This window comes from Paraglaciecola mesophila KMM 241, assembly GCF_000315015.1.
GTDB lineage: Bacteria > Pseudomonadota > Gammaproteobacteria > Enterobacterales > Alteromonadaceae > Paraglaciecola > Paraglaciecola mesophila.
In genome coordinates, this window is record NZ_BAEP01000004.1 from 65,630 (window position 1) to 89,560 (window position 23,931).

21 protein-coding genes and 1 pseudogene are annotated in these 23,931 nt (G+C 44.7%); 8 read left to right on the forward strand and 14 right to left on the reverse strand.

Annotated features, from left to right (window positions below):
* Positions 1 to 114 precede the first annotated feature (114 nt).
* The gene (locus GMES_RS00775; protein WP_006990626.1) at positions 115 to 657 is read left to right on the forward strand and encodes an acyloxyacyl hydrolase; all 543 of its coding nucleotides are present in this window, start codon (positions 115 to 117) and stop codon (positions 655 to 657) included.
* A 93-nt stretch (positions 658 to 750) separates the two neighbouring features.
* On the opposite strand, the gene GMES_RS00780 is transcribed toward GMES_RS00775, so the two are convergent.
* On the reverse strand, positions 751 to 1,977 hold the full coding sequence (locus GMES_RS00780) for a dipeptidase (protein WP_006990627.1): 1,227 nt from the start codon (positions 1,975 to 1,977) through the stop codon (positions 751 to 753).
* 17 nt (positions 1,978 to 1,994) lie between these two features.
* Entirely contained in the window at positions 1,995 to 4,337 is a 2,343-nt protein-coding gene (locus GMES_RS00785) for a TonB-dependent receptor (RefSeq protein WP_006990628.1), read from the reverse strand.
* 564 nt (positions 4,338 to 4,901) lie between these two features.
* On the opposite strand from GMES_RS00785, the gene GMES_RS00790 reads away from it, so the two are divergent.
* The 4 genes from GMES_RS00790 to GMES_RS00805 all read left to right on the forward strand — a co-directional run bounded on the left by GMES_RS00790 (position 4,902) and on the right by GMES_RS00805 (position 9,430).
* Positions 4,902 to 7,169 (forward strand): TonB-dependent receptor, encoded by a 2,268-nt coding sequence (locus tag GMES_RS00790; RefSeq protein ID WP_006990629.1) that lies wholly within the window; start codon positions 4,902 to 4,904, stop codon positions 7,167 to 7,169.
* A 183-nt stretch (positions 7,170 to 7,352) separates the two neighbouring features.
* Positions 7,353 to 7,880, forward strand: coding sequence for a nuclear transport factor 2 family protein (locus tag GMES_RS00795; RefSeq protein ID WP_006990630.1), 528 nt, complete (start codon positions 7,353 to 7,355; stop codon positions 7,878 to 7,880).
* 164 nt (positions 7,881 to 8,044) lie between these two features.
* Positions 8,045 to 8,899, forward strand: a complete 855-nt coding sequence (locus GMES_RS00800; protein WP_006990631.1) for a M90 family metallopeptidase — start codon at positions 8,045 to 8,047, stop codon at positions 8,897 to 8,899.
* A gap of 93 nt (positions 8,900 to 8,992) precedes the next feature.
* On the forward strand, positions 8,993 to 9,430 hold the full coding sequence (locus tag GMES_RS00805) for a GNAT family N-acetyltransferase (protein WP_006990632.1): 438 nt from the start codon (positions 8,993 to 8,995) through the stop codon (positions 9,428 to 9,430).
* Between the two features lie 106 nt (positions 9,431 to 9,536).
* Here GMES_RS00805 and minE read toward each other — a convergent pair whose 3' ends face one another.
* The 4 genes from minE to GMES_RS00825 all read right to left on the reverse strand — a co-directional run bounded on the left by minE (position 9,537) and on the right by GMES_RS00825 (position 13,119).
* Positions 9,537 to 9,788: a cell division topological specificity factor MinE gene (minE, locus tag GMES_RS00810; protein ID WP_006990633.1), complete on the reverse strand. Its 252-nt coding sequence runs from the start codon at positions 9,786 to 9,788 to the stop codon at positions 9,537 to 9,539.
* Positions 9,788 to 10,597: a septum site-determining protein MinD gene (minD, locus tag GMES_RS00815; protein ID WP_006990634.1), complete on the reverse strand. Its 810-nt coding sequence runs from the start codon at positions 10,595 to 10,597 to the stop codon at positions 9,788 to 9,790. The genes minE and minD overlap by 1 nt, the downstream gene beginning before the upstream one ends.
* A gap of 133 nt (positions 10,598 to 10,730) precedes the next feature.
* A complete protein-coding gene (gene minC, locus GMES_RS00820) occupies positions 10,731 to 11,462 on the reverse strand; it encodes a septum site-determining protein MinC (protein ID WP_006990635.1) in 732 nt (243 codons plus the stop codon).
* Positions 11,463 to 11,850: 388 nt separating this feature from the next.
* Positions 11,851 to 13,119: a DNA/RNA non-specific endonuclease gene (locus tag GMES_RS00825; RefSeq protein WP_006990636.1), complete on the reverse strand. Its 1,269-nt coding sequence runs from the start codon at positions 13,117 to 13,119 to the stop codon at positions 11,851 to 11,853.
* Between the two features lie 865 nt (positions 13,120 to 13,984).
* Between GMES_RS00825 and GMES_RS00830 the strand changes: the two genes are divergently transcribed.
* Together GMES_RS00830 and GMES_RS22640 are read left to right on the forward strand one after the other, a co-directional pair.
* Positions 13,985 to 15,796 (forward strand): DUF885 domain-containing protein, encoded by a 1,812-nt coding sequence (locus GMES_RS00830; RefSeq protein WP_006990637.1) that lies wholly within the window; start codon positions 13,985 to 13,987, stop codon positions 15,794 to 15,796.
* A gap of 199 nt (positions 15,797 to 15,995) precedes the next feature.
* Positions 15,996 to 16,276 (forward strand): annotated as a pseudogene (locus tag GMES_RS22640) (IS110 family transposase); the annotation flags it as partial.
* Positions 16,277 to 16,339: 63 nt separating this feature from the next.
* Here the strand turns inward: GMES_RS22640 and GMES_RS00835 are convergent.
* Entirely contained in the window at positions 16,340 to 17,116 is a 777-nt protein-coding gene (locus GMES_RS00835) for a CmcJ/NvfI family oxidoreductase (RefSeq protein ID WP_006990638.1), read from the reverse strand.
* Between the two features lie 293 nt (positions 17,117 to 17,409).
* On the opposite strand from GMES_RS00835, the gene GMES_RS00840 reads away from it, so the two are divergent.
* Complete coding sequence (locus tag GMES_RS00840; RefSeq protein ID WP_006990639.1) at positions 17,410 to 18,369, forward strand: NAD(P)H-dependent flavin oxidoreductase; 960 nt, start codon at positions 17,410 to 17,412, stop codon at positions 18,367 to 18,369.
* Positions 18,370 to 18,468: 99 nt separating this feature from the next.
* Here GMES_RS00840 and GMES_RS00845 read toward each other — a convergent pair whose 3' ends face one another.
* From GMES_RS00845 to gntA, 7 genes are all read right to left on the reverse strand, one after another.
* Positions 18,469 to 19,497 (reverse strand): methionine synthase, encoded by a 1,029-nt coding sequence (locus GMES_RS00845; RefSeq protein ID WP_006990640.1) that lies wholly within the window; start codon positions 19,495 to 19,497, stop codon positions 18,469 to 18,471.
* Between the two features lie 27 nt (positions 19,498 to 19,524).
* Positions 19,525 to 20,502 (reverse strand): DUF1852 domain-containing protein, encoded by a 978-nt coding sequence (locus tag GMES_RS00850; RefSeq protein ID WP_006990641.1) that lies wholly within the window; start codon positions 20,500 to 20,502, stop codon positions 19,525 to 19,527.
* A gap of 610 nt (positions 20,503 to 21,112) precedes the next feature.
* Positions 21,113 to 21,316, reverse strand: a complete 204-nt coding sequence (locus GMES_RS22605; RefSeq protein WP_006990642.1) for a hypothetical protein — start codon at positions 21,314 to 21,316, stop codon at positions 21,113 to 21,115.
* 52 nt (positions 21,317 to 21,368) lie between these two features.
* On the reverse strand, positions 21,369 to 21,545 hold the full coding sequence (locus tag GMES_RS22645) for a hypothetical protein (RefSeq protein WP_006990643.1): 177 nt from the start codon (positions 21,543 to 21,545) through the stop codon (positions 21,369 to 21,371).
* A 31-nt stretch (positions 21,546 to 21,576) separates the two neighbouring features.
* The gene (locus GMES_RS00860) at positions 21,577 to 22,149 is read right to left on the reverse strand and encodes a hypothetical protein (RefSeq protein WP_006990644.1); all 573 of its coding nucleotides are present in this window, start codon (positions 22,147 to 22,149) and stop codon (positions 21,577 to 21,579) included.
* 64 nt (positions 22,150 to 22,213) lie between these two features.
* Positions 22,214 to 22,795: a DUF1989 domain-containing protein gene (locus tag GMES_RS00865; protein ID WP_006990645.1), complete on the reverse strand. Its 582-nt coding sequence runs from the start codon at positions 22,793 to 22,795 to the stop codon at positions 22,214 to 22,216.
* On the reverse strand, positions 22,788 to 23,456 hold the full coding sequence (gene gntA / locus GMES_RS00870; protein ID WP_006990646.1) for a guanitoxin biosynthesis heme-dependent pre-guanitoxin N-hydroxylase GntA: 669 nt from the start codon (positions 23,454 to 23,456) through the stop codon (positions 22,788 to 22,790). The genes GMES_RS00865 and gntA overlap by 8 nt, the downstream gene beginning before the upstream one ends.
* Positions 23,457 to 23,931: the final 475 nt, after the last annotated feature.

A 23,931-nucleotide genomic window follows, 5' to 3' on the forward strand; every position in this document is an offset into this window, starting at 1 on the left:
TACAGTTCGATATTACCGAACGGTAAAGTCGATTTATTGCAGCAATAAAACTAATTTTTTTGATTTTTCGTCCCTATCTAGTAGTCACACATTAACTTAGCTAGAGACACACACATGCGTACACTTCTTATTATTATTGCCTTACTCGGCAGCTACTTCGTTACCCCTTCTGCTCAAGCCGCAAAGCAAGGCATCGCGGTTGATTACCTTTTAGGCTCAGATGACATTCAAGGCATACGTTTAGCCTATCGCCCTTATGCAACACAGTTAACACAAATTAAATGGTTGGGAAATTTAGACATTTACTGGGAAGTCAGTATGAACTTCTGGGAAGTGGGTGAGCAGAACCGCCATGAAACAAATTACGCTGTGGCGATATCACCGGTCATTTCTAAGCAGTTCGCGACCATTGCTAACAAATACCCCCTAAGATGGGAATTCGGTATCGGAGTTTCGTTAGTAGAAGACACCCGGTTTGCAGGTAAAGATATTGGCTCTCACTATCAGTTTGAAGACCGTTTGGGCTTAGTGACTGATTTTGGTGAGAACATGAATCACTCGGTGGCATTGCGCTACATGCACTATTCGAATGGCGGCTTGAATGACCATAACCCAGGTGTAGACTTTCTTAACGTGTCATACGCGGTTTACTTTTAGTTGTTACCTATACAGCGTCAAAACATCTCAAACGGCTCGCCCAGAAGCTTAGCTAAATTGGGCGAGCGTATTACTGAGTTACCTTAGCTCGTGCTATTTGCTACTGGTTTTTAAGCTTTCAGCATAATCGTGAGCTTGTTGTAACACCCTAAGTGCGTTGCCACCCCAAATATCTGCTAAGTCGCTTTTGCTGTAGCCTTCATCCAGTAGACGTTTTGTGATCTTAGGTAGATTAACTACATCCATCATGTCATCAACACCACCGCCGCCATCCCAATCTGCACCAATGCCAACATGCTTAGGCCCAACAACGTTTAATGCATGAAGGAAGTGCTCCATAAACACTTCAAATGATGCTTTAACAGCCGGATGCTCATGATCGATTTCTCGTCGCTTCTCCAGTAAAACACTGCGCTCACTACCCTCTTTAACCAACTTCATTAACCCTTTGTAGGCCTCTTTACGCTCTGGGTCATCAGGCAATTTTTCAAGGTACTCACTGTACGCATTCATCTGAATAACGCCCCCTGACTCAGCTAACTGTTTAAGCAAAGCATCGTCAACGTTACGTGGGTGATCGTAAATCGCTTTACTGCCAGTGTGCGACAAAATAATCGATGTTTTTGACAAGCGGATCATATCTTTTACCGTTTCATCATGGGCATGAGAGCCATCCAGCACAATCCCTAAACGATTGGCCTCAGCCACCAGCTCTTCGCCTAAAGGCGATAACCCATCCCACTGTGTGCCACCGGGATCGGTGGAGCTATCACCAAACTGATTGTTTTTGAAATGCACTGGGCCAGCCATACGCAAACCAAACTTATAGAAGGTTTCAAGCAAGCTAATATCAGTCCCTAGCGGGTAGGCATTTTCCATGCTCATGTACACAATATGCTTGCTGTTCTTCTTAATCTTTGCGGCATCGGCAGATTCAGTGGCAAATTCAAACACTTGTGGGTTTGCCGACACCATAGTGCGAATCGCCAAAGCACGCAGTAAGGCCGTATCACGACTTTGCTCATAGCCCCCCTTGGTCAGCTCGCCTTGGGGAGAATACACAGCCCAAAAGCCGCCATCCAATGCGCCTTCTTGCATACGCGGCACATCCACTTGAGAATAATCATGCCCATAGGAATGCCGTTCAAGAATATTAAAGCCAGGCACAACCAGATTTGCCGGCGTATCAAGGTGGGTATCCAAAGTGATTAAGCTGCGCTGAATAGCCGTTGCATCTTCTATTGATACAGCTGCATCTGCTGCCTGACAGCACAACAAACCTAGGGTGATAGAAAGCACCTTTTTGTTAAAATTATACATATGTTTACTCATATTTATTAAAACGCCACGGTTAGAGAGGCTTGGAAATTACGTGGATTAAGCGGGCGATAAAAGGCCGAGCCGACGAACGCAAAGGACAATACTTCTTCGTCAAATAAATTGTCCACGTTAAAGCGAAGACTAACGTTTTCCGGCATACCAAAGGGATTGACGCCGCCTAAATCCACGTACGCGCTGACAATAGTGTAACTGTCCATCGTATAGGTTTCAGCGTAATCGGTAAAACGACTACCCGTATATTTCGCTGACATATTCGCCACTAACCACTCGGTAGGCTCATACGTAATACCGGCGGTCATCAACCATTCTGGGCTGTCCGCTAAGCGGCTGCCTTCGGGATTGCTGCCAAAGCCATCTGCCAAGGTAGCATCTTTGTAGGAAATGTTAGCGTTCAAATACAACTGCTTGTTAAATGCCGCGGGTTGATACACACCACTTAACTCAAAACCGTAGGCTTCTGATGCGCCGCCATTGATGTAAAAACTTTCTGGTTGCTGAGTGGCTGGGTTAAAAACATTGCTGGCAAACAGGCGGTTATCGAATCGCGTGTAGAACAGCGCCAATGCGGCATTAAACGTTTCTTGATTGGTACGGTAACCCACTTCAAAGTTATCTGCTTCTTCACCCTCAGGCGTTTCAGGCTCGAAACTCAATGCGTTATCGTAAATATCGTCGGTGCCGCTGGGTAGCGCATAGTTTTTAGAGTAAGAGGCAAAGATTTGATCCGTGTCGTTTACGCTATACACAGCACCGATAGAAGGTAAAAAGTGTTTACTGAATTCCCCACCCACAGATTGCGGACCATAACCTGCTTCACTGTTTATTTCATAATCCGCGTAATCTCGATAGCCATCTAGGGTGTAATCCACACTCAAAGACTTAATACCAAGCTCTAGCTTCAACGCATCATCGAGTAAGCTAATGGTGTCTTTTAGGTAAAACTGGGTGGTTTCTCGTACTGCAGTATAATCACGTCTGTAGTAGGCGACTTCATCCCAAATCACATCCCCATCGGCGCTACCGCCGGTTTTGTTCAAGCGTTGCTGGGTGCGATTGTAGGTGTCTTTTTCCTGCCAACCACCAAACTCAATCACATTGTTTTCAAGCTCTAGGGTAAAATCAGCCACAAAGCCTTTACGGTCACCACCTACCGAAGAAAGACCATATTGCACCCCGCGAGGATGCACCACATCAAGGCCAGCCGCGGCCTGGCGTTCATAAATACCCAAGGTATTTGTGTAGGAATCAGGTGATACGCCGTAGCCGTCCTTGTCTTCAAAATAATAGGTGCCGGCAAACTGTAGGTTGTCGGTTAAGTAGGTTTCAAGTTGCAACGAGTAGAGTTGATCGTCTCGTACGTTGACTCTGTCTTCATAGTAACTAGTACAATTACTACCGGTGAAAACAGGGGTGAAGTCGCTATCGTCAATCGCTCCATCCTGATTGAAATCATATACTTGCTCCATGGCACCGATACAACCTTCGGGGATCGATTCTAGGTAGCTGTAGTGATAGTCGTTATCAAACGTGGCTTCGGTGCCAGACGGTGAGTCATAATCAAAAAAGTCGTTTGAAACATAATTAAATGACAGTTTGGTATCTGCACTAAACGCGTAAACCGCTTTGGCTTCAATATGCTCTCGGTCGATGGTGCCTGGGCCACGCCATAAATCGCTGTCGGTTTTCGAGCGGCTCACAAACGCTTTAAAACCATTGATATCACCCGTTTCCAATTTGATGAACGAGCGCTGTAGATCGTCATCACCCACTGTCAGTGACATCATGCCGCCCATCTCGTCTGACGGATCAACCGAGTAGTAAGAAGCAATAGGACCCAGTGTGGAATAACTAGGAGCTGACACATCCCCTGCACCAGGTGAAGCGACCACAGAGGCCAAGTTTTCGTTGTCCACGTATCTGAAAATTGGGCTACCACCAAACGCGTCTGAGCGGCCCATAGGTACACCATTTAATACGAAGCCCATTTGGCTCAAGTTAAATGCTCGCACATTCACCGAGTTACCAAACTCATATAAACCCAAGGCTCCATCTGTTTGCACATTAAAACCTGGCAGACTCTCGAGCATTTTTAAACCTGAAATCCCCCCTGGGGCTGACAGCAAGGCTTCCCGAGTCACGGCCAGGGTATTAGTCACCTCGCCGGTTCCTATCGCCACTTCGGTTTCAGATATTCGGCGACCCATAACCTGAATTTTCTCAGGCGCATCTTCTAGTGCAGTGTCATCAACCTCTTGGGCTAATACAGGGTTAACAGTGAATAACGCGGCAAGGGACACGCTAAGTAAAGTAGGACGAAAATATTGGTTGGCTGTTTTCATGTGCGTGGTTCCTAGTCTGTTTACATTGGTGTGAGCTTTTTTAAATACCATTTGCTGGAATAGCGTTTCGATAAATACCTTCTGCGAGGATTCACTAACCACATCACAATAAATGTACCAATCGGACTAAAACCACTCATAAAAAATCTGTAGGGTCCTCAAAGGGCACATTTTTACTGCGATTGAACACAGATCTGACGAGTAAACAAAACACAGAGAAGAGGAGGTACTGAAACAAATCGGGCGGCGGAATGCCTAGCCCCTGCACCACAAAGAATAAAAACGCACCAAAAATGCAAATTGTAACAAATAATAAATTCGGGCAATATAATTGGCGAAAACCCCGTATTTATTAGCCTGAGCAAGGTCTAACCAGTACTAGAAGTGATTGCGCGGCATGTAAAAGAGGTCGAAACTGAGCCGTTAATTCACTCGCTACACACCTTTAAATTAATAAGAAGGGATAAACCCTCGAGCACTTACAGGTCGGTCAGTTGGGTAGTTAGCACGAACTCTAGAAAGCGATAGGCATCGCTAAAAACAATTAATTGAAAGGGACACACCATGCAAAGCACACACAAATTGCACCACAACGTTAGCTCAATCAGCGCTAAAGTATTTCATTACTCCCCGATTGCCCTGGTGCTCGCTACATTCCTTGGCGCAACAAGTCTGAACGCACAAGAAAGTAAGGCCCAGGCGCAGCAAGAAGCTGAACCCTATGAGCGAGTCATTGTCACCTCGCGGAAGCGCTCAGAGTCCATGAACGACGTCCCCATTAGTATTAACGTAGTGGGTGAAGGTTTAATAGAAAATTTAGGCGCCGCTGATTTTACCGATTTGCTCGGTGTCGTGCCCAGTCTAACGGCTTACGAAAACGGCCCGGGCCGAACGCGCTTATCTATTCGTGGTGTAGCCAACGGTGGCGGTAACGACAACGATACCCAAAACCAAGAAACAGTGGGCATTTACCTAGATGAAATACCTATTTCAATGGGCGGCATGAACCCAGAATTGGCCTTATTTGATTTAAAACGCGTTGAAGTATTACGCGGCCCACAAGGCACGCTGTTTGGTGCAGGCTCAATGACAGGCACAGTGCGCTTAGTGTCCAATGACCCAGACCTATCTAAATTTGAAGGCAAGTACGAACTTAGCGCCTCAAAAATCGAGCACGGTAGCAATAATAAATCCGTTAAAGCCTTAGTTAATGTGCCCATAATTGAAAACGAATTGGCGGTGCGCGTCAGTGGTTATTACCTCGATAACGGCGGTTATATTGATAACAGCTTAACTGGTGAGAAAGACTTGAATGATGGATTATCCAAAGGAGCCAAAATAGCGGCTTTATATATCCCCACTAACGAATTAAGCATTGAGCTTAGTTACATACACCACGACTATTCAGACGATGGTCGTCCTGTTGATATCGACTCTACGCCCTTATTTGTGCGCGATTATCCCTCATTCGATGGTTACGACGATACCATGGACATAGGTAACCTGACGCTTACATACGACTTAGATTGGGCTGAGCTAACCAGTTCTAGCTCCTATTTCGACCGCTCTATCATTAATCCGCGCTCACTGGATTTATTGTTTGAATCAGCCCTTCCGCCGGGCATAACACCGCATGAATTGGTCGATTTAACCGACTCAGAAGTGTTCGTGCAAGAGTTGCGCTTAGCCTCAACCACCGACAGCGATTTACAATGGACGGTAGGCGCGTACGCTGATAAAAAAGATGTGTTTTATGAAAATACCTTCCCCGTCCCAGGGGCTGATGCCATCTTAGGTGTGCCCTCTTCCGCTTTTGGTGCCCCTGAGGATCATTTATTTTATGGCTTTGATGATTTAACCGTAAAAACCTATGCCTTTTTCGGAGAGCTCTATTACGACATTGGTGACTTATCCATCACCGCAGGCTTGCGTTACTTTAACTGGGAACAAGAGATTGAATTCTACCAGTCAGGCTTGTTCAACGGTGAAGCAAACAGCGACACACGCCCCAAAGGTAAAGTGGATGGCTACAACCCTAAACTTAATGTTTCGTATCATTTAAATCGCGACAATTTAGTCTACGCCCAAGCAGCAAAAGGCTTTCGTTACGGGGGTATCAACGGCGCTATTCCTGAATCAGTGTGTGCCGATGAACTCGCACAAGTTGAACGTGACGGCGGCGATACGCGCTTCTTCGACCCAGATGAAATCTGGAACTACGAAGTGGGTGTAAAAGGCAGTGATGCCCAAGGCACCGTAAGCTATAACGCCACATACTTCCACATTGACTGGACCGATATGCAAACCAGCCGCAGCTTTGAATGTGGCTTTGGCTTCAAAGAAAATGTTGGAGATGCCACCAGTAAAGGCCTTGAACTTGAAGTCACGGTGAAACCTCTTGACGGCCTCGTACTATCGGCTGGCGGTGCTTACATTGACACCACTTTGGATGCCGACGTACCTAACCTAGATGCACAAAAAGGCGACCCAGCGCCTTTCGTACCTGAGTTCTCTTTTACCACATCGGCGGAATATTCAACTGAATTAAACGCAGATCTTGAAGGCTTCGGTTGGGTCAATGTGCAATACACGGACGACCGCTCTACCGAGTTCAGTGAACAAAACTCAAACTATCGCAAGATGGATGCCTACACGGTGGCAAACATGCGCGTAGGTATTCGCTTCTCTGGTTACGAGATATCCTTGTTTGCCAACAACATGTTTGATGACGATGGCGTAGTCAGAGCTATTGGTCGCCCACCGTTTGATCCACCTGCCAGCATACGCGTTACCCCGCGTACTATAGGCATGACCTTTAGAGGCGGTTTTTAATACCAACTCCAGTAAATTATTAAGCGCGAGATAACCCTATGCGGCAAAAGCACATAGGGTTACCTTTGCGCTTCTATTTTGAACTCAACGATACACTTGCCCACAACAGAACAAATTCGTTGTGTAAATAAAGACAACAGATAAAACAGTAGCTAAAAAAACCACATTCAAATGGAGAGACTTATGATGTTCAACCCGCTACGAAAAAGCGTAATACCATTCATACTTGCCGCGCTGCTATGCTGCTCGTTCAGTGTATTGGCCGCCAATAAGAACGTCGGTGAAGCCACCGAAGCGGTAAATCACGTACTCGATGGCCTGCATGACGCCGCCAGCCAAGCAAATTTAGATAAATATCTGGGCTCGTTTACCGATACCGGCGTATTTATGGGCACGGATGATTGGGAGCGCTGGTCGCGCCCAGAAACGTTAGACAGATACGTGGCTGAACGCTTCGCAGGCGGCACCGGCTGGACGTACAAATCTGTAGAGCGCAACATCAACTTCTCAGCAGAGCAAAACATCGCCTGGTTTGACGAAATCACCGTATCTAAAAAGTGGGGCCGCTTTCGCGGAACTGGTGTACTCATAAACGACAATGGCCAATGGAAAATCGCCCACTATGCCATGTCAGTGCTAGTGCCGAATGAAGCATGGGAAAAGGTCGCCGAAATCAATATCAAGTCCTTTGCAGAGCGGGCTGATAAATAATCAAAAGTCCTTCGGAACCATCAACAAATGCCTAGTTTCAGCGCTAGGCTTTTCCTTATCATAACCGACCACGCTATATCTCATTATTGTTTAGAAGTTGTATACGCTCATCACACAATAAGTTGATAAACTGAATACAGAACATAAAAAAGCAAAGAGCCTTTATGCGCCAAATACTCATTTATTGTTTACTTAGCCTACCGATAATGATCATGCTGGGCTGGTTTTATTTTGACAAGCGCAAGCTAAAGCGCAAAGAAGCACGGCGCGCCGTAATAAACGCTAAGCCATTAGCACCTGAATATTTGCAAATTCTAAAAACCCAATACCCATTGTATTCACGCCTGCCAGAGGAACTACAGCGTAAGCTAGTTGGCCACATTCAGGTGTTTTTAGATGAAAAAGATATCATTGGCCGAGGTGAATTCGACGTCACCGATACGGTGCGCGTTTTAATCGCTGCACAAGCATGCACCTTATTGCTCAATCGCCCCGGCAATTATTACCCAGGCTTTCGCACAATTTTGGTTTACCCCGACACTTATGTGGCTAGCAGCACCCAACATGATGGCCTATTGCAGGTCACCTCCACCAGCACTCGCGCGGGTGAGTCATGGCATCGCGGGCCAATCGTTCTCGCGTGGGAGCACGTGTTAAAGGGCGCCCTTGATAGCCGTGATGGACACAACGTAGTGATGCATGAATTTGCCCACAAACTAGACGAAGAAAATGCCGCCATGGACGGCCTGCCGCTTTTACCCACAGCCGAGCAGTACCAACAATGGTCACAGGTATTAAGCGCCGAATTTGCTGTGCAGCAACGAAAATTAGCCAACGGTGATGACGATGTGATTGACAGTTATGGCGCAACCTCCCCGGCTGAGTTTTTCGCGGTTGTCACAGAAACTTTCTTTGAAAAGCCTCAACAACTGCAACGCCACCACCCAAAACTGTATGAACAATTCAAGCAGTGCTACCTGCTTAACCCATTGGAGTGGCGGGAATTGAACCAGTCGTAGAACTCGTGGCCCTAGACATTGTTTAATTAGAAATAGCGTATTCGACCGCACAACAACGTTTTAACGCACGAGACTTAAGATCAAAGGATTGAAATGAATATTAGTATAAGACCGGTTACAAAAGAGAATTTTGAACAGATAAGCGATCTAGCCGTGAGCGAAGCGCAACAAGATTATGTGGCCGAAAATAGCTGGTCGTTACTGGAATCAAAATACCACACAGGCTATACCACACGTGGCATATACCTAGATGAAAAGCCGGTTGGTTTTTTTATGTGGGTCGCTGAAACCCCGAGCAAAATATCTATTTGGCGCTTTATGATGGACGAGCAATATCAAAAACAAGGTATTGGCCGGGTTGCTATGGAGCTTGCGCTACATGACATAAAGCTAACAGCGGAATTACAAGAAATAGAGATTTGCTATAACCCTAGCAATCCTGTGGCTGAGTCGTTTTACCAAAGCTTTGGCTTTACCGAAGTCGGGATGGATGAAGACGACGAAGACATACTTGCCATCATCAGCTTATAACGAGCGGGCAAAAATGAAAGGAAGTGAGCGCGAGCCCCTAGTGGCAAATATCATCGCCACGCTTAGAAGCAGACCCACGCTCAGTATCTTCAAATGCCATAAATGGCTATTCAGGCAAGGTAATGTTTAACTCCAAGACTGAACAATCTTCATTGTTGTCTAATTGAACAACCACTTGCTCTTCGTCAATGTTCACATATTTGCGAATAACGTCCATGATCTCTTTTTGCATCAAGGGTAAGTAGTCGGGCTGTTGGCGCTTGCTGCGCTCGTGCGCCACAATAATTTGTAAACGCTCTTTGGCCAGCGATGCTGAACTCTTTTTCTCTTTCTTTAAAAAGTAATTGAAAATGCTCACTATTTACCTCCTAGTAATCGCTTCAAGAATCCTTTTTTCTGTACTTCAAGGAAACGGTGTTTGACGTCTTCGCCAAGCAACCGTGACACAGCATCAAGATAAGCCTGACCCGCTTCTGACTCTTGATCTAAAATAACCGGCGCACCTTGGTTTGATGCCTTTAATACCGCTTCAGACTCAGGAATAACGCCAAGCAAAGGCACCGCCAGAATATCTTCAACATCCGCAACGCTAAGCATTTCTGCCGAGGCAACCCGCTCTGGGTTATAACGGGTAAGCAACAAGTGCTCTTTGACCGTTCCGCCCTGCTCTGCTTTAAGTGATTTGCTTTGCAGAATGCCGATGATTCGGTCTGAATCTCGCACCGACGACACTTCTGGGTTCGTTACCACTATCGCTTCATCCGCGAAGTACAAGGCCATTTGCGCACCCTGCTCAATTCCCGCTGGTGAATCACATATGATGTACTCAAAGTCTTTGGCTAGATTTTCTAGCACTGTTTGCACACCTTCCATCGACAGGGCGTCTTTGTCCCGTGTTTGCGAAGCTGGCAAGATAAACAAACCTGGGGTGCGTTTGTCTTTGATCAACGCTTGATTCAGTGTGGCTTCTTTTTTAATGACGTTCACAAAGTCATACACCACACGGCGCTCACAACCCATGATCAAATCAAGGTTACGTAAACCCACATCAAAATCGATTACCACGGTTTTAAAACCACGCATCGCTAAACCAGTTGCTATCGCTGCGCTTGTCGTTGTTTTCCCTACGCCACCTTTACCGGACGTTACCACTATAATTTTAGCCACTACATTCCCTCATTAACTGTTTTAGTCAACCCACTGATTGGTATTTATCGACGGCATTTGTTTCTTGCTCGTTTCTCGCTTTGTTGTCGCTTAGTTCTTGCATAGCTATCACTTAGCTCGCAAGAAATGCCCGTTAAATCACCGCAACCTGTATGGATTCACCTTCTAAAAATGCGTGTGCTGGTTCTTTCCAGCACAGCTCACGTAATTTTTCATTCATTACAAAGTAGCCAGCAATCGAGACCAGCTCAGCTTCCATCTGTCGACAAAAAACCCGTGCATTAGTATCGCCCTTCACGCCGGCCAATGCGCGACCTCGTAAAGGACCATAAACGTGAATATGTCCGTCGGCTAATACTTCAGCGCCTTCGCTTACTGCCGCCATCACGATTAAATCGCAACCTTCTGCGTATACCTGCTGACCAGAGCGCACCGGTTTAGTGATCACCTTACTTGGGCGAACGACTGGCGCAGGCTCAGCAACCGTTTGTTCTGGCTCAACCTGTTTCACTTTCGCTTGCACAGGTTCAGCCGGGATCTCAGAGCTTCTGGTTTTAGCCGCTGGCAGTGACGCAAGCCCCAAACCCATCACGGTATAGCGCAACTCAGGTGTTGCACCTCTGCAAGCGATCGGCTGCAAACCTTCTTCACGACACACAGCAACAATATGTTCAAGTTGCTCATCTTCAAGCTGGCCTTCGAAAGAAGCCAAGTTGAGCACCAAAGGAGACGCATTGAAAAACTGCGGAGCGGTATCAATTTTTTGCTTTAGCTGCGCGCGAAATAAGTCCGCGGAATACGCCTGAAGATCCATCACCACTGCAGTAAACGCAGTGCCTTTCATTTGAAAACACACTTTTGCCATTGGGCAACCTTAACCTACGAATAAGAACCAACGCACCTGTCGCCAACCTGCAAATACCGTAATTACTCAGTAAAATAACTAAAAGACAGCGGAAAATAGCTAACAAGTACAAAAACTGGACGCCACTTTAACAAATAGATTTAACATCCGGAAATGAAACTACAAGAAGAATGAAAGATTTATGCCGATATGGCTAAGGTTATAGATTTAAGGGCTTTTTAGCGCACATTACGCGCCAACAAACCCCGTTTCGTATCAATTCGGTAACACAGGTGCAGGTTACGAGGGCGATACTCCTAAGAGTATGTAACCTGCCGTGAAAACTCCCCAGTACTCTGGTAACCCGTAAAAATCATTTTACTACTGGCTATTAGCCAACGCCTTTGCTTCACACATCTAACTCGAGCGTGTCTCTAGGGGATAAAAACAGCACGGGCGAGCCGGATTTGACCATTTTTTCAGTGTAGTTTACCCAATCAATTCTGTTTTTCTGGTCATCATGCAGCTTGATCACGTCCCCTGTATTCGCCAGTCGAATTTTACCGAGCTGGTTTACCACCCTTGATTCACCCGGCTTTAATGTGACTTGCCCCACGGCAACAGCGTTGTCTTGATTGTCAGACAGACACCAGCCTGTTAGGTCAATAGCATCCGCGCCGAGATTTATCAGCCCTATCCACTCATTGCCCTTATCGCTGCCTTTAGGGTTGACCATGGCTGCACTGATAAATATATCCACCACATCGTCTTTCACCGTTTGCCGCGGCCCTGACGTATTTTGGATATCAGTTGGCTTGGCCACTTCAATTAACTCAGGCGTTAAAACCGGCTCACCATTGACACTGTTCGGCCCGCGGGTATGAGTGCTCGAATCGCAATGGCTCATAGGGTTAGCGTGGTAAACCTCTGGCTCGAATTGCAAGCCTGTTAACTCCTCGATGTAAGTGACTGTGGTTTGATAGGTTTGGTTATTGTATTTTCTGCGCCCCGACTTGTCCGCTAAGGCCTTTTCGTCTTGGAACATGACGAACGCGCGCACCTCTAATTTATTTGCTTGATTAACAAAGCACACAATTTTGAAAAAGCCTGCGGGCACCAATGCCAATGCATGACCACTTGGGTGCACACTACGATCATACTCTGCGTAAAAAGGGCCAGAGAACGAGCTGATCTTTCCGTCTTTATCTAAGTTTAAACCGTACACCCAGTCTTCAAGCCCTAACCATTCATCTTGGTTTAGATTGGCATGTTGCAGGCACGCATTTGTATAATAAAACGTTTCGTTAGACGCGCGCTGGGCGTCAATTGCGTTATCACCCCATGCGGCAGTGGTGCGTCTTGCCATATGGCCGCGATCCCAGTCATTGTTGCGGTAATAGGCATTGTCTAACTGAAGCTCATCGCCAATGCGGCTGTCAATGCGCCAGCGATTACTGCGACTGGTTTGCTTGTGTTTATTCTGATCAACGTTAAGTGCCACGTAAACAGCGGATCGCCTTTCTGGCGCACCGTTCATTACCAATGAATAGTGCACATAATCAGCCACATAGTGCTCAGTTAAATCATCATCTCGCACTATATTTTCATCAAGGTGCGGGGCAAAGCTAGGCAAGGGTAAAAGAAAGCCATCAAGAAAATCAGGATCGTAAGCACTCATCAGCAAAACTCCTTCCAAAAATGAATGAAGAGAAGACGGCATAATACCAACTCTATTGTTATACCAATTCGCATTAGTACCTCAGAAATGTTCATTACTAAGGTTAGTAAAGGATCCCATTTTAAGATGAAACAAATGTGAAGCTAAGTTTAAGAACCAGAGGTGAATAATGAAAAAAGTTAAAGGTGAAGAGCTAAAAAGGTAGGGTTGTATACCCTAGGAAAACACACCATAGCAGGTGCGTTCATACGAGCACTTTGATGAAATACCACCTCATTTATGCAGCGCTACTTCATTTTCCCAATAGACAATATGCAGTGCGAGCTAAAAGTACGAGAAAGTACAAAACGCGTCAACGGCTCTGACCTCTTTTATTTCGCTTATTCTCCAAGGAACAATAAAGCGCTAAAAACACTGCGGGTCAGTTATGCGCCTACACTTAAAAGGGTAAACCTAATACAAGTTTACTTTTTTATTTTCTCAAATAAACCTCGCTCATTCCTTTGTGCTCATTACGCTTATCTGGCTAGCTTTGAAGCAATAAGTCACAGCTTATCTGGCGAATTTCATTTTCTGTGCTTATATTTCCTTTAGACAAAATCACATCCCCCCTTGGCCTGAACTTACATATTTAAAACTCGGTAAATTGGCCAAGTATTCATTGTGATCAAGTCAAAAAGGCACCTGCCACGAGGAATAGTTAATTGTTTTAGCTCTCCTTAAGGTCAGTGTCTTAGCTTTTCCTGCTGCAGTTTTTGCGGGGCCATTATCGCCCACAAGCGGTAATTAACAATATGGGCCGTCAGTTCAATAAAACTGAAGACGCTCTACAAACCAACCCAATCGCGTAAATGGAGTTACCGCAATGAAGATTCATCGCCATCTGTTTTTTGTTTCTGCCATATTAGTGACACTTTTACTGGGCGCCTGTGCCCAAAAGCAGAAAAGCCCAGTGTCACTCGCCACCGATGCGAAGATCACAAACTCAGACAAGTTACAGGCCACTAAAGCGTTACGTACCCTGGCTGACGACGTTTGGGTCGATTACCTTGAGCATTATACTTACTTACGGTTACAGGAAGGGTTGCTAATAGAGCGCTTCGAAGACTGGACTTTGCAGGAATACCGCAGGGAATTACGACAGGCTCAAAAATATCGTGCAAGACTGAAAGAGATCAACAGCCTAGCCTTGTCGGGTGACGACTTGATCACCTACGAAATATTGGCCTTTCAAAATCAGGACGATGGCTCGAATGATGACGATTACTGGTTGGTGTTTGACATCACAGCCTACCAGGCCCCCTTCGCGTTCCAAACCAACCTGCAAGCCTTAGAGACGCAGTCCCTCGCTAGCGATTCAGACGCACAACATTACCTGAAACTGGTAGGCGAACTCGCAGATATAATCGACCAGCTAGTGGCCAAGGTTGAAGGGCAAATTGAGCGTGGTATCTATTTGCCAAAGCCAGCCCTACCATCGACTAGGTTGACATGGGAAGGTATGCAAAGTGGCTTACCTTCAGCCATCAGAGTCGACGATAAACGACTGGAAGCGCTTTCTGTGGAGCAGCAGTCCCAGTTCAATAAAGCACTGGAATTGTTAATTGAAAATCGCATAACGGGTGGTTTCGACAGACTATTGGCTGTGATAGGAGAAGAATACGAAGCCAGTGCACCTGAAACTGTCGGCCTCGCTCAATATCCGAATGGTCTTGAGGTGTACAAAAGGTGGGTGAGAACAATGACGACCCTGGACCTTTCCCCTGAAAAAATACATCAACGGGGAAAAGCAGCTGTAGAAGATATTTCGCAGCGCATGGAGGCAATCCGAGTGCAGCTTGGATTTGAAGGAACTGCCCAAGAATTCTTGCTGCATCTGAAAACCGACCCCAGATTTATAGCGGCAGACGCGGCAGACGTTGAAAAAAGATACTTAGAATACGTCCACCGAATTGAGCCAAAATTAGGTGAATATTTCAAGTCTCAACCTAAAGCGCCTTATGGGATTAAACGGCTGCCACCGGGGGCCGAAGAGGGCATGACTTACGGCTATTACGATGGCCCAAAAGCATCTCAGCCTGTTGGCTACTATTATTACAACGCATCGAATTTGCCGGAACGTAGCATGGTATGGGCAGGCTCCCTTATCTACCATGAGCTGTTACCCGGTCACCATTTTCACATTGCTACGCAGGATGAAAATAAAGCACTACAGAAATTCCGCCAGAATTCCCTAGATACTGCTTATACCGAGGGCTGGGCTGAATACGCTGCCAGTCTACCAATAGAAATGGGCCTTTATGAGACACCTGAAGAATTATACGGCCGCTACATTGGGGAAATATTTCTAGCAGCACGCCTAGTTGTTGACACCGGTATGAACGCGCTCGGCTGGTCGCTAGAAGAGGCCCGTGAATACATGGCTAAATACGCTATACAGTCGCAAACTGAAATCGCTTCTGAGACATTACGCTATTCAACCAGTATGCCTGCCCAAGCGCTTGCCTATCGTATCGGTTACGAAAAAATCTGGGAGCTTCGTAGACATGCCGAAGCGACGCTCGGCGACAAGTTTGATATTCGGGATTTCCACGATATTGTTTTATCGGACGGTTCAAAACCGCTGGCAGTGTTAGAGGCCAAGGTAGAGCGCTATATCGCGGCTACAAGAGACTAACAGCTGGTGCGAATATTGGCGGTTGCGCCTATATACTCCGTAGTCCCCTTTCGGATACTGAGAGTTCACGGCGCAGCAGCCACATCTAGATAATAGTCAACGCATCAAGCACATCATGGCAACTCATCGGAGAAATGGTTGAGCAAACCACGCTCCACTGCCGCCTGCGGGCGGTTTCGTTGTGTAAGCCCCCCATAAAGTAAGTGTGGGTTCCATGAATCGAAAAAATAGGCACTATAATAGACACTATAAAGGACTGCGGAAACCCCAAGGAGGCAGACATCAAGTCAGAGCCGTTTAATACATGGCGATGATGTCAGCAATACAAAGTAACCCTGTATTTAAGGAAAAATATCAACAAATTGTCGCGGCAGGTAAGTCTAATTCGCCAAAATTGTCTGCATTAGAAAGTTAGTCGTTATCTTAAATACGACGCTAAGACAGGGGGCCTGGTATGAAGCACAAGAGGCTTTGTATTAGCTATTGACGCCTTTGTCTGCGGGTAAGCACAAAATAGCGTCAAAGAACGTAAAGGCACAATAGTCAATATTTAACTAAGGTGCGGGTTTCTATGCTTTTACGCGGAACCGCCGCCTTTACATCACTGGTCATATCCAATGCGCTATGCGCCAAATGCGGCAGGCCGGTGTTGTCATAAATATTAAAAATAATCGCTTCATCAGGCGTCATTTTTGATTGGTAGAACCATTCATGCTCTGGGTTTTCGGCCACCCCTAATATTTGCCCAGTGCGGTCAGGGTAAATCAACTCGATGTTCATCCAGTCAACTACCTGCATTGAGCTTGGGCGAATAAAGCCAAGTGGCGATGACATTATCGGTTGCTCAACGGGGCGCCACACATTCACAAAGCCATAATGCCCTTGTTGAAATTCTTTGGCGCGCTCAGCCCCCACTATGTCAACCAAACGTTTATTAACGCCCGCCTCGCTGTAATCGTTATGCACATTACGCGCAGGTCTGCGGGTAGCGTTTGGGTCATCAACGCGCACAGTGTGATCAAACACTAGCACCTCTTTCGCAGCGATTTCTTGCTTAAGTAACTGTGCTAACTCTTGTTCATATACGGCTTTCCAGCTGTGTCCATTTTCAAATTCATCCACCTTCGATTTTGCCGTTACAAATAAGATCCCATCCTCAGCAAAATTCACGGCGTTTGCTTGATTCCGTAAATCTCGCACCTTCACTTGAGTAGCAATCAACTCAGGAGAAATAAGATTACCAACAATACCATCCACGTCGAATTGAAACGCTTGGGGAGCATGGCTTCTCACATGATAATTTACTGTTGCAGTTGTCACAGGCTACTCCTTGATGCGCTAATGTTGGAAATGGACAAAACCCTTTTTAGGGGTGGGGAAATATAAATAGTTTGATGAGATGAATAAACACCCAGCGTGTTAAAACAGAATATGGAAAATAATGATAATTGGGGTTTCCGGCGCAGAAATTGTCGTTTAAGGAGCTGCATAACTAAAGTTGAGATAAGCCAACTAACAGACGCTCTATTCATGAAAAAAAGTACCATTGTGCTAGGTAAATCTATAAAAACGAGTACTCACGCTTTTTCAGCAACGAATTTCAGGGAAAAAACATGACAAATTTCAGAGTCAAAACACGCATCACAGATATGCTCGGCATTGAAAAACCGATCATTCAAGCCGCCATGGGTTGGATTGCACGCTCGCAACTTTCATCTGCGGTATCAAATGCAGGCGGCATGGGTATTATCGAAACCAGCTCTGGTGAGCTTGATGTCATTCGCGAAGAAATTTTAAAGATGCGTGACCTAACCGATAAGCCTTTTGGTGTAAATATCGCTCAGGCGTTTGTTCGAGACCCTAAGATTTTGGATTTCATTATTGACCAAGGCATTAGGTTCGTAACCACCTCAGCGGGTGATCCGACTAAATACACTACACAGCTAAAAGAAGCTGGCCTCACCGTATTTCATGTTGTGCCACACCTAAAAGGCGCGTTAAAAGCGGTTGAAGCGGGCGTTGATGGTCTTATTGTTGAAGGCGGTGAAGGCGGCGGTTTCAAAAACGCTGACGATGTATCAAGCATGGTGCTCATCCCACAAGTGTGTGAAGCGGTAAACGTGCCAATAGTCGCCGCGGGCGGCATTATGGACGGGCGCAGTATGGCCGCCGCCATGGCATTAGGTGCAGAAGGCGTGCTTATGGGAACGCGCATTTTGAGCGCGATAGAAAGCCCAGTTCACCAAAACTGGAAAGACGCCATCATCAAGGCTGATTCCACTGACACTGTATTTCTCAATCGCACTGGCCCAGGCCCTGCCCTTCGGGCGCTGCGCACAGAACGCTCAACACGAATTATGAATGAAGGTTCAGCGAATATCTTCAGCGAATTTCAAGATACTCAAGCGGTATACTTCGGCGGTGATTTAGAAGCAGGAATAGCCCTAACAGGCCAAGTCGCAGGGCGGATTAAAGAAACAAAATCGATTCAGCAAATATTCGATGAAACAATGATGGAGTTTGGCGAAGTGACCGGACGCTTAGCGGCGCTAAGCAACCTATTAGAGCGTTAAGCAACCTATTAGAGCGTTAAGCAATTGAAGTTGTCATAAAAAATAAAGCAGGCACTTAACTGCGCCTGCTCGTTGGGTTGAAGTACTTATTCAACAACGCTACGCCGAGAGTTCCTTGCGGATAATCTCAGTGCCCGCAGCTAACGCATTTAGCTTGGCTCTTGTTACCTCTTGGGATAAAGGCACCATGCCGCAATTAGTGCAAGGGTATAGGTTTTGTGCATCAACAAACTGCAGTGCTTTTCGCAGCGTATCGGCGACTTCTTCTGGGGTTTCGATGTTGTTAGTTGCTACATCAATGGCTCCTACCATGACCTTTTTGCCACGAAGCAGCTCGATTAATTCCATGGGTACTCGTGAATTTTGGCATTCCAGTGAAATTATATCGATATTGGATGATTGCAGCTTAGGGAAAATTTCTTCGTATTGGCGCCACTCTGCTCCTAAGCTCTTTTTCCAATCGGTATTGGCTTTAATGCCATAGCCATAACAAATATGTACTGCGGTTTGGCACTTGAGTCCTTCTACTGCACGCTCTAATGCGGCAATCCCCCAATCGTTAACCTCATCAAAAAATACATTAAAAGCCGGCTCGTCAAATTGAATAATATCCACTCCTGCAGCTTCAAGCTCTTTTGCTTCTTGATTGAGTATTTTAGCGAATTCCCACGCTAACTTTTCACGACTTTTGTAGTGGTCATCATAAAGGGTATCGACCATGGTCATAGGCCCCGGCAGTGCCCATTTAATCGGTTGCTTAGTTTGTGAGCGCAAAAATTTGGCATCCTCTACGAATACCGATTTTTGCCGTGTTACCGGGCCAACCACCATGGGTACGCTCGCGTCGTAGCGGTCACGTATTTTAACGGTTTTACGGTTCTCGAAATCTACACCATCAAGGTGCTCGATAAAGGTGGTCACAAAGTGTTGGCGCGATTGCTCACCGTCGCTGATGATATTAATGCCCGCTTGCTGTTGATTTAACAATGACAAACGCAACGCATCCTGTTTCCCTTGAACAAGTTCATCATTTTGTAACTTCCAAGGTGACCAAAGTGTTTCAGGTTGAGCAAGCCAAGACGGTTTAGGCAAGCTGCCAGCGATAGTGATAGGTAAAAGTGTTTTCATAATATGAGTGCTGTCTTTTTCAGTAAGTTAAAGTGTGCAGTTAGCTGACCATCTTGTAAGAATAGGCTGATAAGGTTTGATGAAGTGCTCTTCAACAAACTTGCCTTGCTCAACCGCTAGCTGGTTTCGCTCTTCTCTATCGTATTCAATTTGGGTCAGCGAATGATCTTGGTGACGTAAATTCGGTTGATAATGCTTACCTGCAACCGCGTTAGCGTTATAAATCTCAGGGCGATAGATTTTCTGAAAAGTTTCCATGGTGCTAATGGTGCTAATCAGCTCAAGATTAGTGTAATCATTGAGCAAATCCCCCGAGAAGTAGAAGGCCAAAGGCGCCACACTGTTTGCAGGCATAAAGTAGCGCACCTTTAATCCCATCTTGGCGAAGTACTTTTCTGTTAACGACGAATCATTCGGCTGGTACTCACACCCCAACACAGGATGCTGGTTTTCAGTGCGATGATAAGTTTTGTTTTCTGACACGCTCAGGCAAATAACAGGTGGTTTACTGAAGTTTGCTTTATACACATCTGAATTAACGAAGTGCTTAAATAGCTTGCCGTGTAAATCGCCAAAATCATCAGGAATACTAAACGACGCTTTGCCTTTATTGTGCTGTGACAAAATAACGCTAAAGTCATAATCACGTACATATGAGGAAAAGTTATTGCCCACAATACCTTCAATACGCTGGTTGGTGGTGTGATCAAAAATATTGCTTTTTAAGATCTCAATGGTAGGGAACGTACGGCCATTCCCTTCAACGTCTATATCTACAGAAATAATCTCAAGCTCAGCCGAATAACGATCGCCTTTTTGGTTATCCCAAAATGCTAAGGCATTGAAACGGTTATTAATCATCTGCAAAGCATTGCGCAAGTTCTGTTGTCGCCGCTGTCCTCTGGCCAAGTTAGCGAAATTCGTAGTGATACGGGTATTGTCCGACGGATGGTAATTTTCATCGAAACAAATGCGCTTAATAGAAAATGTAAAATGGTTATTCATCGTGGCCTGACATTCCGTTTATTAATAAAACCTAATAGAGATAGCTCGTTCTAACCTCGTGGCTGAACCTTTAAAAAATTTGCTAACCGAATACTTAGCTTAAGTTGTTAAGCCAAACGTTGGCGGCAGAGTGTGTTTTATACTTGGAAGATTAGATGAATAAAAATGATTTAAACTCATTAATACATGAACAATATTCATGATTCGAAAGTGTGTTGTTTCGTGGATATGAAATATCTTCAGGCACCCTATTGCGTAATCACCTCAGGAGCTGATGCGGGTGGGGACCGGTTCAGACAACATCGCCAAATATAAAAGTCCAAACCAAATCCTTATAAATCCGAAACAATAAAAAAGCCCCTACAAAATTGTAGGGGCTTTTTAATTATCTGGTAGAGAGAGAGAATCCACTGCACGCTGCTACAAGCACAAGACTTGTATTGCTTAGTTTGTACGACGTAAATGTAGCAGCATTTCAAGACAGAGACGATGCAGTGAATAATGAGCCCGCTCAATAAACGGCTACTTTTCACACTTAGCGACTTGCTAGAATGGTCGAATTATTTATTTTTAACTGTCAGGGGTATTTGAATTGCTACTGCTATGGTACTTATTCAGACAGACCTCCAATAAGCAACCATTGTTCACCTGATACTCCCTCAGGCTTTTTATCATTATCAAGTAGGCATTGTAATTTGAGCATTGACTCAGTCAAAAGAACATCTTCCGCCATCATTGATGTATACCCAACATTAGTGACAATATCCACGTTGTCATATTGAAGCAAAATTCTCGCTAACTCATGGGTTTTCATTTCGTTATTAATGCCTTACTGGTTAAATATCATTTGATTTAAAGAGTAATAGCTAATCTTTCTTGTTTTTTTGATCCTTGTCAACTTTCTCCATTTTAATAAACTCCTCTAACGCTGCGCCAGGGTCTTCTTCCCCTGCTATAGACTCTGCAATCGGACTTGCCGCCTCAGCTTCGGAATCTTTGAGGACACCGTCTTTTTTATCTTTTACTTCGTCATGTTTACTCATCGTTTAAGTACCTATACACGGTTGATTAAATCTAATGTTTGAACTGCTCTGAAAGCGTTGCTGCTTTCTTCGCTCTGAGTCCACGAATAAATTCTTCTAAATAAGGTATGAGCTCCAGCGCTATCGCTACAAATAACACTGTAAATAAATAGGTCGTGGGTAAGGGCGCATCTTTCAATGTAAGTGTAAGTTCAGGAGGAAAACCATTAGCCGAAAACAATGACGTAAAATGAGGCCAGTGACGCGCAATAATCAGCACGAGTGCTAGAAGGGGAATCATCTCTAGAAAACTGTGTACATGTTGCTCAACAGGACCCACTCGTCTCTTGCTCACCGCATAAGACACGTCCCAAAGTGCAGTTAGCTCGTGAAGAATAAAGAGCAATATGCTGATAGCAATGATAAGCCCGTTAACCTCGAATAATAGAACCAGTATTAGTGGGATCCCGACTTCAGCAAACATGAGTAGATGAATGAAGGATTCTTTTGCTCCACTTGTTTTTGCAATATTGCTGCGTCGATGACAAAACCAGTCTACAACACCTGCTAAAAGCCAAACCGGAATGACAAAATACATTAAAATCAAAAGAGTAGGATCACTCATTGAAATTACCTCCATACAACTAATACAGAGTGCTTACGTTTTACCCGTGAGCACACCACTAAATTCACTTCAAAATTTCATAATTAATAGGTTTATATTCGAAGTTGTTCGATTCGCCAGCTGAACACGCTGTTAAGCCTACAATTAGATCCATAGAGGCCTCAAATATAGTGTAATCACCGGCTTTACTTTTGGGTGGAAGAACTTTGAAACTCCCATCCACGCCCACCTCAACATTCATAAATGTGTTAAAGGTCGTTCCAATTAAATGCTCAGGTATACCGAATTCAGAAAATGCATTAACTAAATTTCCATGACAACCAGGAACCGGCTTTTCATTTGGGTAGAAGTGTTTAAATGTATCAACACTGCATGGCGTTAATAAAAAGTCGTGATCTTCAACCATATCGTCAATAATTTTCAGCATGACGTTGCTTTGATTAGAGTAAAGCTTACTGCCCACCTTAAATGTCAATGATTCGTTATAATCTAATGAGCGACCAGAAGACAAAAATTCATTCAAATTATGTTCATTGAAGCAATATATATCAGCCACTTGCTGGCCTAAGGGATCTGTCACTTTTAAACGTTCCCCTTTCTTCATTTTAAATGCGGTACCACTTCTGGGCTTGATTTCGTTAATCATCTTTTTTCCTCGTTGAGAATGGACATTTCCATGAGTTGCTTACCGCCCTGCCGCTGTATTGCCGAGCTTCTGAAAGTACACCATGGTCGTGTAAATTTGGGTTCGCAGAGCCAGAAAAAGTTTCTTCGTTTGTTCTGATTCTATCCCTTAATGCAGTGAACTTGTTTGATTCTTTCAATACTTGGAATTGGCTGTGTAGGTTAAAAACGATAGAGGGATGTTTAAATCTTCTCGCCCTTCTTTTTGCAAATGGTGACAGCCCTATGATGAAAAATGCCTCTCCGCCGAGACTAAAGCTAAATTCGCTATCATCCGGGTTATCACTTACTCTTTTGTCCCATTTGTGGGTCATCGAGTCTCGGTTGTATAAGTTTTGAAGCTTATCCCACAAGGCGTCTTCAAATTCTTTTTCACTCGTTAATGTCGAATTTTTAAAAGTAGCTACGAAGCTAAAATACAAGGGCTTACTGGAATTATAATTTGTTATAAATTGATATAGCTCATCGAGTATATTTTCATTGTTTTGATTAGAGCTAATATCACCGAAATCAAGCGTGACAATCTGCTCTTTGTTGAGTGCTATCTTGGCTCCCACACAAGGGAAACCATCCTGCTTAATGAACTTTTCTATTGATGAAGGTAGTTCGCTTTGAGAAATCATTAAGTAATTTCCCCCTCTAACTTAAGTATGAAATAACAGTGAAATTGAGAAATATTCATTGAAAAAAAATAACACTTCTGAACTCGTTACTATCTTGTGAATTACGAGTTTTACAATTCAATTGATATGCCAGTTCTATCCAAGGGGATGAATTTCGCGGTGTTAAAAGGCAGCAAGGTAATGAAAGAAATAAGAGGTAAAAAACCAAGATGAAGTTTGACTCGAAAATGGAAAATATTATTCTCTAAGATGTAAATTTTTCATTTGTTCTTTATCTATTTATCTAATATTGATAATTACAATATGGGGCAGATGGCATTCTGAAAAATTAGAGCCAACATTGTGAGAGTTGAACGTTGCCTCAACCTTTTTACCTTATCGATTGAAGTACAAGGATACAGGCTGTCATTAAACACATATTCTGCGAACTTTAACGCTTTCAGCTTTGAACTACACTGCACGCTTCAACGGAATA